We start from the raw sequence: 12,302 nt of genomic DNA, 5'->3' as shown, positions 1-12,302 counted from the left end.
GCATTCCCCTAGACTGAAATCACCACGCGGGAGTGGTGAAATTGGTATACACGCAGGATTTAGGTTCCTGTGCCTTAGGGCGTGTGGGTTCAAGTCCCACCTTCCGCACGATCAACACAATTCCATCCCCTATGACGGGACACCATGCATCAGATCGCCTTCCTTCCGGATTGGCTGAGCCCCGAGAGCATCATCAGCTCTGCGGGTGGCTGGGCATTGCTCGTCGTATGCCTGATCATTTTCTCCGAAACCGGTCTGCTGGTGGGGTTCCTGCTGCCCGGTGACACTCTCCTGGTGATCGCGGGTCTACTCACCCACACCAATGACGTATTCCACGTGAACATCTGGATCGTCGGACTCTGCATCGCCTTCGCCGCGTTCCTCGGTGGCGAAGTGGGGTACTTGATCGGCCACAAAGCGGGCCCTGCCATCTTTGAGCGCAAGGACTCCGGCATCTTCTCGCGCACGAACGTCGAACGGACCAACGCCTACTTCGAGCGTTTCGGCGGTCTGACGGTCGTGCTCGCCCGCTTCGTTCCGATCGTGCGCACCTTCACTCCGGTCGCGGCCGGCGTCGGTCATATGCCGTGGCGGCGATACTCGCTGTACAACCTCATCGGCGCTGTGCTGTGGGGCTTCGGACTCACCATGCTCGGCTATCTCATCGCGTATATCGATTGGATCGCCCATCTGGTTACCGAGTACATCGACCTGATCCTGCTGGCCGTCGTCCTCGGCACCGTGATCATCACCGTCTGGCACTACCTTGCAGAGCGCCGCAAGGTCGCAAAAGCGATCGCCGCCGGTGGAACCAGCAATGCGGATGCTGTCGGCACTCAGGACTGAGCCTGCCGATCACCCGGCGTCGCGCTTCTGCTCGCGAGACCGCTCCACACTGGCGCGCAGCGCCTCCATCAGATCGATGACCTCGCCGCCCTTGCTCTCGACCTGATCGTCCTTGAAGGTCTCGGTGACATCGAAGCTCTCGCCCGCCTCGATCTTCGCGTCGATAAGCGTCTTGAGTTCCTTCTGGTATTCGTCGACGAAAGCCTCAGGATCGAAGTCGCTGGAGTAGCTCTCGACCAGGCTCGCCGACAGCTCCATCTCCTTCTTGGAGATCTTTACCTCTGCACTGAGCGACTCGAACGCGGCTTCGCGCACCTCGTCCGCCCACAGCAGCGTCTGCAGCACGAGCACATCGCCGCGTACGCGAAGCGCCGCTAGCCGCGTCTTCTGCCGCAGTGTGAAGCGCACGATCGCGGTGCGCTCGGTCTGCTCCAGGGTCTTGCGCAACAGCACATAGGCTTTCGGAGACGTCGAGTCCGGCTCGAGATAGTACGCCTTGTCGAGGGTCAGCAGATCGACCTGGTCACTCGGAACGAATTCGACGACGTCGATCTCGCGGCTGCGCTCAGCGGGGAGCGCGTCGAGGTCCTCCTTGGTGAGCACGACCATCTGGCCGTCATCCTCGTAGGCACGGTCGATGTTCGAATACGCCACCACCTCACCACAGACCTCGCAGGTGCGCTTGTAGCGGATGCGGCCGCCATCTTCATCGTGCACCTGATGCAGCGACACGTCGTGGTCTTCGGTGGCGGAATACACCTTCACCGGCACGTTCACCAGCCCGAACGTCAAGGCGCCTTTCCAGATCGTCCTCATACACACCAGTAGACACCGTCTACTCCCCCGAATGCCACCTCTTGCGGTTACTCTTTCGACATGCCAGGCGACGCGCAGGTGGTCGAAGTCGATGGCAGGCGCCTGCGCCTGACGAACCTCGACAAAGTGCTCTATCCCGAGACGGGCACGACCAAGGGCGAGGTGATCGCCTATTACACGCGAGTGGCTCCGCGGATGCTGCCGCTTCTCGCCGACCGGCCAGTCACTCGCAAACGCTGGGTTCACGGCGTCGGCACCGCGGATGCTCCGGCAGAGCCGTTCTTCGCGAAACAGGTGGAGCCTGGCACCCCAGAGTGGGTGGAGCGCCTGCCGATCGACCACTCCGGCGGCGCGAAAGACTATCCCCTGGTGCATGATCTGCCGACGCTCGTGTGGCTCGCTCAGGTGGCGAGTATCGAGCTACACGTACCGCAATGGCGCTTCGCGAGCGACGGAACTCAGAGCAACCCGGACCGGCTCGTGCTGGATCTCGACCCTGGCCCAGGAGCCGATCTGACGCTGTGCGCCCACATCGCAGGTCTCGCCAGAGTGATCCTGAGCGATATCGGCCTGAAACCTGTCCCCGTGACGAGCGGCAGTAAAGGGCTACATCTGTACGCGCAGTTGGATGGCACCTACACGAGCGACCAGGCCTCAGCGATCGCGAAAGAGCTCGCCAGAGCGATCGAATCCGATCATCCGGATATCGCAACCAGCACCATGGCGAAGGCCGCACGCGGTGGAAAGGTCTTTCTCGACTGGAGTCAGAACAACGGCTCGAAGACCACCATCTCGCCGTACTCATTGCGCGGGCGCGCACAGCCAACTGCGGCCGCGCCGCGCATGTGGGAGGAACTCGACGACCCCGAGCTGCGACAGCTGACATTCGAAGAGGTTGCGTCGCGGGTTGAGGCAGGCATCGATCCTTTTTCGGTGCCTGCGCACAAGCGCACCTCTCGTCACGCTCAAGCGGCGGAAGCCAGGCCAGTCGTCACAGCGGCACCAACGGCGCGCGCGACGGCGGCATCCGGACCGATCACGCCCATGCTCGCGGAGCCTGGCACGCCCGGTCTCGCTCGAGCGCTGCGCGAGCCGTGGAGCGAGATCAAGTGGGACGGCATCCGCGCGATCGGAACATGGCGTGATGGCCGGATGCAATTGCATGCCCGCAGCGGTATAGACATCACGGCGCGCTACCCAGAACTCACCGCCGATGGGGCACCGCGCTTCGCCTCAGCTGAAGCGATAGTTGACGGCGAGATCGTTGCACTGGATGCTTCGGGGCGGCCCAGCTTCAGCCTCTTGCAGCGCCGAATGCACCTCACCCGGGGTCGCGAAATCGAGCGCGAGGTGGTGCGAACTCCCGTTGCGTATTATCTGTTCGATCTGCTTCGCCTCGACGGGCACGACCTGACCAGACTCCCGCTCCGCGAGAGGCGCGCGCTCTTAGAGACTCTCGTGGAAAGTGCGGATGCGCCGGTGGCAGCGCCACCCGTGTTCGATGATTTGGATGCTGCCCTGACGATGAGTCGCGAGTTCGGCTTGGAGGGGATCGTCGTCAAGGAGTCGGGCTCACCGTATCGGTCCGGCGTGCGCTCCGGCTCGTGGGTGAAGATCAAGCACACCCGCACGCAAGAGGTCGTCATTGCTGGCATCCGCCCCGGCAAGGGGAATCGCGGAGGGAGCATCGGATCGCTGCTGTTGGGCGTGCCGGATGCTTCGACCGACTCAGCGGCAGGTTCTGCGGCAGGTTCTGCGACCGGGCAACTGCGCTATGTCGGGCGTGTGGGAACCGGCTTCGATGATCGCGCCCTCCGTGATCTCACCGCACGCCTGGAACCGTTGCGCACCGACACGAATCCGCTTGTGGGTGTCCCGGATGCCGATGCGCGCGACGCCCTGTGGGTGCAGCCGGTACTCGTCGGCGAGGTGGAGTTCGCGAACTGGACGCCGGATGGCTCGCTGCGACACGCCAGCTGGCGAGGGCTCCGACCGGACAAGGAGGCCGGCGAGATCGTCATTGAATGACGGATGCTCAGGCGTGAGCGTCTTGGCAGTCCGGGGCGCTGGCGGACTCGATCTGGAACGTGGAATGCGCGACGTCGAAGTGGTCTGCAAGGCAGCCTTGCAGGTGCTCCAGCAGTTCTACGGAACGGCCTGACTCCATAAAGTCAGGAGCGACCTCGACGTGCGCGGTAAAGACGGGCGCACCTCTGGTGAGCTGCCACACGTGCACGTCATGCACGTTGGTGACACCGTCGAATGCGAGCAGGTGATCACGGATCTCGCTGACGTGCGTGTCCTTCGGTGCAGATTCGGCGAGCACCGAAAACACCTCGCGCAGCAACACGATCGCCCGAGGGATGATCATGACGGCGATGAGCAGCGAGGCGATGGCATCCGCCGGCATCCATCCGGTCGTGACGATGATGACGGCGGCGACGATCACAGCGGCAGAACCGATCAGGTCGCCGAGGACCTCAAGGTAAGCGCCGCGCACGTTGATACTGGTCTTCTGTGCGGAGCTGAGCAGCCACATCGCAATCGCGTTCGCGATCAGACCAATGACGGCGACCACGAGCATGAGCGGTCCGGCAATCTCAGTCTCGGCAGGCTCCAGCAGACGTCTGACGCCCTCGATCCCGATCGACACCGACAGAACAATGAGGATGATCGCGTTGATCAGCGCGCCGAACACCTCCGCCCGCTGATAGCCGAACGTGCGTCTGTCATCTGCGGGGCGCGCTGCCACGGCGCTGGCGATCAGCGCGATCACCAGTGCCGATGCATCCGTGAACATGTGGGCAGCATCCGCAAGCAGGGCGAGCGATCCGGTGAGGATCGCACCGACGACCTGCACAAGCATCACCGTGGCCGTCAGGCACAGCGAGATGGTCAGCAGCCGACGGTTGCTGGAACCGCGGAGCCCTCCCCCATGTGCGTGATCATGCATGTCACCAGGCTAGCCCGGGGCGGCACCCCGAAAGGTCTGTTGCGGCTAGTCGGGAAGGGTAACGAGAACCAGTCTCACCATCTTGCCAGCACCCGCGTCTAGCGATCTCGCTCGAGCGGTGGGGCCGGCGGGGTCGGCACGGCCGATCTCGCGGAGTATCGGGCGTTTCGCCGCATCAGCAATACTGCGACAACCACCACGATCACGAACGCGGTGGACAGTGACGTGAAGGCGAACCAATTCGAATCCAGCGCGAGGACCAGCGCTGCAGAAGTCACGGCGATCGCGGCTGCCGCGAGCTTGCCACCGATTTTCAGCCCGTGTGCAGGGGCGAGGCCGCGTGCGGCACCTGCGCGGGCGAGCAGCATGTCGGCGAACGAATCCAGCGCCGCCAGCAATGCGGCGGCGTACGCCATTGCGCACCCGAGCGCTCCCCACAAGTTCGGCGCCTTTGGTGCCTGTTCGACCGCGGAGAACACCAGATCCCAAGGATTCACGGCGTCAGCTTACTGCGGCACCCCTCGCCACGGTATAGGTAGACGTTGAATCGGATGCGCGTCAGAGCGTCTTCAACAGCGGGACAAACGCCTCGAAGGCACGCGCCCGGTGTGACTGCGACTGCTTCTCTTCGCTACTGAAATCTGCCGTAGTGCGCTCGGCGCCAGCGGGCTGACCGTCCGGGATGAAAATCGGGTCGTAACCGAAGCCGTTCGCTCCGGAGGGCTTGTGCGCGAGACGCCCTGGCCAGACGCCCTCCACCGTATGCTCTGTGCCGTTCGGCGTCACAAGCGCGATCGTGGAGATGAACTGTGCAGTGCGGTGCGGGTCGGTGATGTCGGAGAGCTGGTCTAGCAGCAACTCGAGGTTCGACTGCGCATCCTTCTTCTGTCCTGCCCAATATGCGGAGAAGATGCCGGGCGATCCTCCCAGCACATCTACGCAGATGCCGGAGTCGTCAGCGAACGCGGTGAGCCCCGTGAGTTCTGCCGCGGCGCGTGCCTTGATCAGCGCGTTCTCCGCGAAAGTCACGCCATCCTCGACAGGTTCGGGACCGTCGTAGCCGATGACCTCAAGGTCGGGTCTCGTCATCGCGATGATCTGCTGGAACTCAGCGATCTTGTGCGGGTTGTGCGTCGCGAGGACGACCTTGGTCATGCGTTCACTCCCCCGCGAGGGCTGCGAGCTGGCGTGCCTTCAGGTCTACGCAACCGTTGACACCGAGCTCGAGCAGTGCGTCGAGCTCGCGTTTGTCAAAGGGAGCGCCCTCGGCGGTGCCCTGCACCTCGACGAACAGTCCGCGGCCGGTGACGACGATGTTCATGTCGGTCTCGGCACGCACGTCCTCGGTGTATGCCAGATCGAGCATCGGTTCACCGTCGATGATCCCGACCGACACGGCGGCGACCGAGTCCAGCAGCGGCGTGGCGTTCTTTCCGATGAACTTCTTCTCGCGACCCCACTCGATGGCGTCAGCGAGCGCGACGTATGCACCGGTGATCGCGGCGGTGCGGGTGCCACCGTCGGCCTGCAGCACATCGCAGTCGATGACGATGGTGTTCTCGCCCAACGCCTTGGTGTCGACGACTGCGCGCAGGGCCCGGCCGATCAGGCGCGAGATCTCGTGCGTGCGGCCACCGATCTTGCCTCTGACGCTCTCGCGGTCGTTGCGGCTGTTCGTGGCGCGGGGCAGCATCGCGTATTCGGCGGTCACCCAGCCCTTGCCCTTGCCCGTGAGCCAGCGCGGCACACCATTCGTGAACGACGCCGTGCACAGCACCTTGGTGCCGCCGAAGCTGATCAGCGCAGATCCCTCGGCCTGGGCGCTCCACCCACGCTCGATCGTGATCTCGCGGAGCTGGTCTACGGAGCGGCCGTCGACGCGAACGATGTCAGTCATGAAGTTCCTTCTGGTTGGATGCCGGCTTCAGCCAGCTCGGAGAGGTCGGGAAGAGTGATGACACCGGTCTGCACGTGCTGCACGTTGCGCACCTCGGCGCCCATCAGCCGGTTGGCGAGAGCCGTGAATTCCTCGGTGGATTCTCCGGTCGCCTCGTATGTGTAGCTCGATACCGCATCCGGCGGTGCGAGAAGATCGCCGCGCGTCAACTGCCGGTAGACGTCGCCCGCGGTCTCATCGTCACTGGAGACGAGAGAGACGCCCTCACCCATGACGTAGCTGATCGCGCCCCGCAGGAACGGATAGTGCGTGCATCCGAGCACAAGCGTGTCGACGTCGGCGTCACGCAGGGGTGCAAGGTATGCCTCAGCCTCGGCGAGAACCTCAGGAGTGCCGGTGATGCCAGCCTCAACGAACTCGACGAACCGTGGGCAGGCTGCGGTGAACACCTGTAGGCGCTCGTCGACCTCGAGCATGTCCTGGTATGCGCGAGACCCGATGGTTCCAACGGTGCCGATGACGCCGATCCGGTTGTTTCGAGTCGTGGAGACGGCGCGACGAACGGCGGGCCCGATGACCTCGACGACAGGAACGTCGTAGCGCTCTCGGGCATCACGGAGCATCGCGGCGGATGCCGTATTGCACGCGATCACGAGCATCTTCACGCCCTGATCGACCAACGTGTCCAGCACTTCGAGCGAATAGCGCCGCACCTCGGCGATGGGCTTCGGGCCATAGGGCGAATGTGCGGTGTCGCCGATATAGACGAAAGATTCACGAGGCAACTGGGCCCGGATCGCGCGAGCCACAGTGAGCCCGCCGACACCGGAGTCGAAGATTCCGATCGGCGCGTCGTTCATGACTACCCAGCCTACCCGCGCGCTGAAGTCACCGGCGTGCCGCCACGCTCACTAAGCTGAGCGCATGAACTCGTCGACGGCTCTGCTGACGGACCGATACGAACTCACGATGCTCTCAGCGGCGCTGCGCGATGGCACGGCAGCACGCCCGAGTGTGTTCGAGGTATTCTCCAGGCGTCTCTCCGGCGGGCGCCGTTTCGGCGTCGTCGCGGGCACAGGACGCCTGCTCTCTCTGCTCAGAGACTTCCGTTTCGGCGATGAGGAGCTGCGCTTCCTTCGCGATGGCGGAGTAGTGGATGCCTCGACCCTGACGTATCTGGAGAACTATCGATTCACCGGATCTATCGACGGATACCGCGAGGGTGAGCTCTACTTCCCCGGCTCCCCCATTCTTACTGTCGAGGGCACCTTTGCGGATGCGGTGGTGCTGGAGACGCTCGCGCTGAGCGTGCTCAATCACGACTCCGCAGTCGCAACCGCAGCCTCACGCATGAGCATCGCCGCTGGGGAGCGGCCGTTGGCGGAGATGGGTTCACGTCGAGCGGCCGAACATTCCGCAGTGGCGGCGGCTCGGGCGGCATATATTGCCGGTTTCGCTGCAACCAGCAACCTCGAAGCAGGCCGAACGTGGGACATCCCGACCATGGGCACGGCAGCTCACTCGTGGACGCTGCTGCACGACACTGAGGAAGACGCCTTCCGCGCCCAGATCGAGAGCCTCGGTGTCGACACGACGCTGCTCGTCGACACCTATGACATCCGAACAGGCGTGGAAACCGCCATCCGAGTGGCGGGCACAGGGCTCGGCGGCGTGCGACTGGATTCCGGCGACCTGCCGACCGTCGCCGCAGTCGTGCGCGCTCAACTCGACGAACTCGGCGCGACGGAGACGAAGATCACCGTGACCAGCGACCTCGATGAATACGCGATCGCTGCCCTCGCGGCATCCCCTGTCGATTTCTACGGTGTCGGCACTTCCGTAGTCACCGGATCCGGGTATCCGACAGCCGGCATGGTCTACAAACTGGTCGCCCGGCAGGATCCGTCTGGCGGCTGGGTATCGGTGACGAAGACCGCCACCGACAAGGGCTCAAAGGGCGGCCGCAAGGCCGCGTTCCGCACGCTGCGCGACGGCGTGGCGACAGCTGAGACGGTGGTCGTATCCGACGGGTTCGAAGCGTTGGGGACCGCTGGCGAATATCCAGACTCGCGGCCGTTGCAGGTTCTGCTCGTCGACGGCGGCGAGATCAACAGCGCGTACGAAGGCGCCGTGGGCACGGCATCCGCGAGGGAGCATCACCTGCGCGTTCGCGAAGAAATGCCCGTGCGTGCGCTGGCGCTCAGCAAATCAGATCCTGCGATCCCGACAGTGTTCGTCGATGCCGGCTGACCTCTGAAGCTGTCGAACCGTCAGCGAATCATCGATTCGTAGATCTCTTTGCACGTCGGGCAGATCGGGAACTTCTCCGGGTCACGACCCGGAGTCCACTTCTTGCCGCACAGCGCACGCACCGGCTTGCCGGAGAGCGCGGACTCCATGATCTTGTCTTTCTTCACGTAGTGCGAGAAGCGCTCGTGGTCGCCCGGCTCGAGGTTCTCTTCTTTGAGAAGTTCTTCCAGTTCGCGATCAAGCGTGGCGACACCGCCCTGATCGGGGCTGTCAAGCGGAGTACTCATAGCGCTGATTCTAACCGTCTTGGCGACGCGACGGGCGCGAATCGGCTTCGCTCATGCCGTCTCGACGAACTCCATGAGTCGTTCGCCCCCGCGATCATAGATTCGCCCGCCGATAACGGCACCGAGCACGAGGACGACCAGTCCCGATCCGATGCCGATCCAGAAGGTCATCGGGTTGTAAATGCCGTCCGCGACCACTGTCATGATGAACAGCCAGATCGTGGGCACGCTCATAATAATTGCGCCGATGAAGGCGACGGCGGGTCCGAAGCCGCCACGGGATGCCGATCGCTGAGGCTGCTGGAACGGGCTGTCCCCTGGGCGTGAGACCGCGTACGGCGAGACCACCGAGGAGACACTGGAGAGCCCGAGACCCGAGAGGAACAGACTCGACGCGAGTCCGATCATCGGGAGGAGCAGATACCAACTCTCGACCAGGGCCAAGGTCAGCGAGATCGCGACGGCAAGGGTTGGAACTGCGACCAGGGCGACCGGGATGAGTCGTCCAAGGCGATCGGGCAGCCCTCGCACCCCGCTGGCGACGTGAGTCCAGAGCGCCGTGGAATCATAGGCGACGTCGTTGTGCGGCAGCCAGCCGAAGAACAGCGCCATGAGTGGGACAGGCACGAGTGCGGCGATGTACAGCGGCACTCCGGCGACGAGCAGCGGGAAGACCGTCAGCACGCCAGCGATGGGCACGATGGCGAAGTTCACGATGTAACGGCGATCACGCAGCCAGTAGACGAGGCTGCGAGCAGCGATGGCGCCGAATGCGTTTGCTGGCAGTAGCCCGAACCAGCCGAGGCCAGAGCGTTCGCGAGATGTCGCAGGGCGCGGGGTAGTGGTAAGCAGTCGACGAGCGAGCCAGGACCACAGCATCCAAAGAGCAACGAGCGCGACAACCCCGACGATCCCGGTGATCCACATGTCCATGCCGTCTCCGGCCGCGATCGCAAGCGGGAAGGCCGCGGCCGCTGCGAACGGCGTGAATCCTGCCACGGTCGCCACAACGGCGACAGCTTCTGGCACCTGCCCGTCCCATTCCAGCGAGGCGAAGAAGACCGCGACGGGGAACGCCACGACGACGATAGCCAGCCCAAACAGCGCGGTTAGCTCTCGAGAGCGTCGTTCGGGGAGCAGAAACGCGCTGAACGCCATCCCGATCCGCGCCGCAATGGTCGATGCGAGCAGCCGGACGAACGCAGCCAAAACAGCAGCGGGCCACGGCGACCCGAGTTCAATGGTGACGATCGTTGAGCAGACGATGATCGCGAGCAACGCGAACGACGGCACGCTGATCAGCGACGCGAGCGCGAGGATCCACGGCAGCTGTCGGCCGTCGAGACCGAAGACACCGAACCGTCGCGGATCGAGCTGATCCGTTGCGCCAGTGAAAATGGGCCCGAGCAGGAAACCGAGGAAGGTCGCGGCGCCTCCCAGCACGAGCACGGTACGTGCGACAGGCAGCGGAGCATCCGCAAGGCTCAGGATGGCAACGCAGACCGCGCCCGTGATGACGATGAGCACGGCAAGGCCCACGAGCGAACGCGCTGCTCGTCCACCCCGGAGGGCGCCGAACATCAACGCAAACCTCAGTCGGAGAACGTGTGCAACCACTCGAGACCCTCCACCTCGCCGATGCCGCCGGAGAGCTCGACGAAACGAGACTCCAACGTCTGACCGGCACGCACTTCTTCAATGGTTCCCTCAGCCAGCACATCGCCACCGACGATGATCGCCACGCGAGAGCAGACCCGTTCGACGAGGTCCATTCCGTGGCTGGACAGGATGACAGTGCCGCCGTGGGCGACATAGGCACGGAGGATGTCGAGGATCACCGCTGATGACACCGGATCGACAGCTTCGAATGGCTCATCGAGCACCAGCACGCGCGGCGAGTGAATCATGGCCCCAGCGAGCATGATCTTCTTGGTCATGCCGGCTGAGTAGTCGGAGACGACACGGCCGACGGCGTCAGCGAGGTCGAAGGCACGAACCAGGTCGGCGGACCGCTTCTCGATCACATCAGCGGAGAGCCCACGCAGCAGCCCGTAGTAATGCAGCAGTTGGCGGCCGGTCAATCGGTCGAAGGTGCGAAGACGATCGGGCAGCACGCCCATGACACGCTTGGCTCCGAGAGAATCGGTCGCCTGATCGATGCCGCAGACGACGACCTGACCGGCATCGGCGCGAAGAAGCCCGGCAAGGATCGACAGGGTTGTCGTCTTTCCCGCGCCGTTCGGTCCGACGATTCCGTAGAAGGATCCGGCAGGAATATTCAAGTCGATGCCGTTGACTGCGCGATGGTCGCCGAAGTCTTTGACAAGACCGCGAATCACGACAGCGTCGGGGGCGGGGGTGGCGTCGACGGCGTCCGACGCTGCCGCTTCATCCGCTTCATCCGCTTCATCCGTGGATGCGCTGGCGGGCTCGGGCGCGGTCTCAGAGTCAGGCTCGGTCGTTTCCTGCTCCAACTCGATTGATTCCGGCCCGGACTCGACGGGTTCAGACTCGACCGGAACAGCCTCGACGGGTTCAGGCTCGACGGGAGCAGCCTCGACCGGAACAGCCTCGACCGGTTCAGGCTCGACAGCTGCCCCCTCAGCGGGCGACGCATCGACCAATACGGTTCCGGTGAGCGCCGGCTCAACAGGTACCGGAGCGCTGACCGCCTCGGCGGTGGGCGCCGCGTCGTCGGCGGCGACGGCAGACTTGGTTCGTGGCTTACGCTTCACCGGAGGTGCGGCGATCTCGACGATGTCTACGGATGATTCGTTCGCCGCGGCGTCCTTGGCCGCGGCAGCAGCCTCTGCAGCCGCGCGCTTGGCGGCCGCACTCTTTGCTGCGGCGGTCTTCGCTGCCGATGTTCTTGCCGAGGCTGTCTTAGCTGCTGCCCTCTGTGCGGCCGTCTTGGTTGTCGCGGCGCGCGACGCAGCATCCTTTGCTGCCGCGGTCCTGGCCGTGCTGGTCTTCTTCGCTGCCGACGTGCTCCCCGCAGTCTTGGCAGCGCCGGCCTTTGCCGTAGAAGCGGCGCTATTGATCGCTGGCTTCTTCGCGGCGGTCGTGGAGCGTGCGGCCGCCGTCTTCACTGCCGCCGCTTTCGTCGTGCGTGCGGGGGGCTTCTCGGCAGCAGGACGCGTGGCGCGCGGTGCGGAGGTGTCGGCAGACGCGTCCGTCACGTCTTCCGTCTGATCGGCACGGTCATCAAGGGGAGAAGTCACCGTCTTACGCTATCAATGGGGATGGACTTTCT

General features: G+C 64.1%; 12 protein-coding genes and 1 tRNA gene. 4 read left to right on the top strand and 9 right to left on the bottom strand.

Annotated features, from left to right (window positions below; genetic code table 11):
- Positions 1 to 26: 26 nt before the first annotated feature.
- Positions 27 to 108: transfer RNA gene (locus AC1C2Q_RS15285), tRNA-Leu, on the top strand.
- Between the two features lie 36 nt (positions 109 to 144).
- On the top strand, positions 145 to 846 hold the full coding sequence (locus AC1C2Q_RS15280; protein WP_495450806.1) for a DedA family protein: 702 nt from the start codon (positions 145 to 147) through the stop codon (positions 844 to 846).
- A gap of 9 nt (positions 847 to 855) precedes the next feature.
- Here AC1C2Q_RS15280 and ku read toward each other — a convergent pair whose 3' ends face one another.
- Positions 856 to 1,662 (bottom strand): non-homologous end joining protein Ku, encoded by an 807-nt coding sequence (ku, locus tag AC1C2Q_RS15275; protein ID WP_495432088.1) that lies wholly within the window; start codon positions 1,660 to 1,662, stop codon positions 856 to 858.
- 60 nt (positions 1,663 to 1,722) lie between these two features.
- On the opposite strand from ku, the gene ligD reads away from it, so the two are divergent.
- The gene (gene ligD, locus AC1C2Q_RS15270; RefSeq protein WP_495450804.1) at positions 1,723 to 3,690 is read left to right on the top strand and encodes a non-homologous end-joining DNA ligase; all 1,968 of its coding nucleotides are present in this window, start codon (positions 1,723 to 1,725) and stop codon (positions 3,688 to 3,690) included.
- A gap of 7 nt (positions 3,691 to 3,697) precedes the next feature.
- Here the strand turns inward: ligD and AC1C2Q_RS15265 are convergent, their stop codons facing one another.
- The 5 genes from AC1C2Q_RS15265 to murI all read right to left on the bottom strand — a co-directional run bounded on the left by AC1C2Q_RS15265 (position 3,698) and on the right by murI (position 7,372).
- Positions 3,698 to 4,615: a cation diffusion facilitator family transporter gene (locus tag AC1C2Q_RS15265; RefSeq protein WP_495450803.1), complete on the bottom strand. Its 918-nt coding sequence runs from the start codon at positions 4,613 to 4,615 to the stop codon at positions 3,698 to 3,700.
- A 98-nt stretch (positions 4,616 to 4,713) separates the two neighbouring features.
- Positions 4,714 to 5,112 carry a hypothetical protein gene (locus AC1C2Q_RS15260; protein WP_495450802.1) on the bottom strand — a complete coding sequence of 133 codons (399 nt, stop codon included), beginning with the start codon at positions 5,110 to 5,112 and terminating at the stop codon, positions 4,714 to 4,716.
- Between the two features lie 61 nt (positions 5,113 to 5,173).
- Positions 5,174 to 5,770, bottom strand: coding sequence for an RdgB/HAM1 family non-canonical purine NTP pyrophosphatase (gene rdgB / locus AC1C2Q_RS15255; RefSeq protein WP_495450801.1), 597 nt, complete (start codon positions 5,768 to 5,770; stop codon positions 5,174 to 5,176).
- 4 nt (positions 5,771 to 5,774) lie between these two features.
- Positions 5,775 to 6,512, bottom strand: a complete 738-nt coding sequence (rph, locus tag AC1C2Q_RS15250; protein WP_495450799.1) for a ribonuclease PH — start codon at positions 6,510 to 6,512, stop codon at positions 5,775 to 5,777.
- Entirely contained in the window at positions 6,509 to 7,372 is an 864-nt protein-coding gene (murI, locus tag AC1C2Q_RS15245; RefSeq protein WP_495450797.1) for a glutamate racemase, read from the bottom strand. Before murI ends, rph begins: the two co-directional genes overlap by 4 nt.
- A 64-nt stretch (positions 7,373 to 7,436) precedes the next feature.
- On the opposite strand from murI, the gene AC1C2Q_RS15240 reads away from it, so the two are divergent.
- On the top strand, positions 7,437 to 8,762 hold the full coding sequence (locus AC1C2Q_RS15240) for a nicotinate phosphoribosyltransferase (RefSeq protein WP_495450796.1): 1,326 nt from the start codon (positions 7,437 to 7,439) through the stop codon (positions 8,760 to 8,762).
- A 20-nt stretch (positions 8,763 to 8,782) separates the two neighbouring features.
- On the opposite strand, the gene AC1C2Q_RS15235 is transcribed toward AC1C2Q_RS15240, so the two are convergent.
- The 3 genes from AC1C2Q_RS15235 to AC1C2Q_RS15225 are packed head-to-tail and all read right to left on the bottom strand — an operon-like array spanning position 8,783 to position 12,270.
- Positions 8,783 to 9,049, bottom strand: a complete 267-nt coding sequence (locus tag AC1C2Q_RS15235) for a DUF3039 domain-containing protein (protein WP_495432080.1) — start codon at positions 9,047 to 9,049, stop codon at positions 8,783 to 8,785.
- A 51-nt stretch (positions 9,050 to 9,100) separates the two neighbouring features.
- Positions 9,101 to 10,630: a hypothetical protein gene (locus AC1C2Q_RS15230; protein WP_495450794.1), complete on the bottom strand. Its 1,530-nt coding sequence runs from the start codon at positions 10,628 to 10,630 to the stop codon at positions 9,101 to 9,103.
- Positions 10,631 to 10,641: 11 nt separating this feature from the next.
- The gene (locus AC1C2Q_RS15225) at positions 10,642 to 12,270 is read right to left on the bottom strand and encodes an ABC transporter ATP-binding protein (RefSeq protein ID WP_495450792.1); all 1,629 of its coding nucleotides are present in this window, start codon (positions 12,268 to 12,270) and stop codon (positions 10,642 to 10,644) included.
- Positions 12,271 to 12,302: the final 32 nt, after the last annotated feature.

The organism is Microbacterium sp. Y356 (assembly GCF_059445355.1).
This window is presented reverse-complemented; position numbering and strand designations above follow the sequence as displayed.

Excerpts from the sequence above, each read along its gene's own strand:
- AC1C2Q_RS15280 (WP_495450806.1), top strand. The coding sequence starts at position 145 with ATGCATCAGATCGCCTTCCTTCCGGATTGGCTGAGCCCCGAGAGCATC.
- rph (WP_495450799.1), bottom strand. The coding sequence starts at position 6,512 with ATGACTGACATCGTTCGCGTCGACGGCCGCTCCGTAGACCAGCTCCGC.
- AC1C2Q_RS15240 (WP_495450796.1), top strand. The coding sequence starts at position 7,437 with ATGAACTCGTCGACGGCTCTGCTGACGGACCGATACGAACTCACGATG.
- AC1C2Q_RS15235 (WP_495432080.1), bottom strand. The coding sequence starts at position 9,049 with ATGAGTACTCCGCTTGACAGCCCCGATCAGGGCGGTGTCGCCACGCTT.
- AC1C2Q_RS15230 (WP_495450794.1), bottom strand. The coding sequence starts at position 10,630 with ATGTTCGGCGCCCTCCGGGGTGGACGAGCAGCGCGTTCGCTCGTGGGC.
- murI (WP_495450797.1), bottom strand. The coding sequence starts at position 7,372 with ATGAACGACGCGCCGATCGGAATCTTCGACTCCGGTGTCGGCGGGCTC.
- rdgB (WP_495450801.1), bottom strand. The coding sequence starts at position 5,770 with ATGACCAAGGTCGTCCTCGCGACGCACAACCCGCACAAGATCGCTGAG.
- ku (WP_495432088.1), bottom strand. The coding sequence starts at position 1,662 with ATGAGGACGATCTGGAAAGGCGCCTTGACGTTCGGGCTGGTGAACGTG.
- AC1C2Q_RS15265 (WP_495450803.1), bottom strand. The coding sequence starts at position 4,615 with ATGCATGATCACGCACATGGGGGAGGGCTCCGCGGTTCCAGCAACCGT.
- ligD (WP_495450804.1), top strand. The coding sequence starts at position 1,723 with ATGCCAGGCGACGCGCAGGTGGTCGAAGTCGATGGCAGGCGCCTGCGC.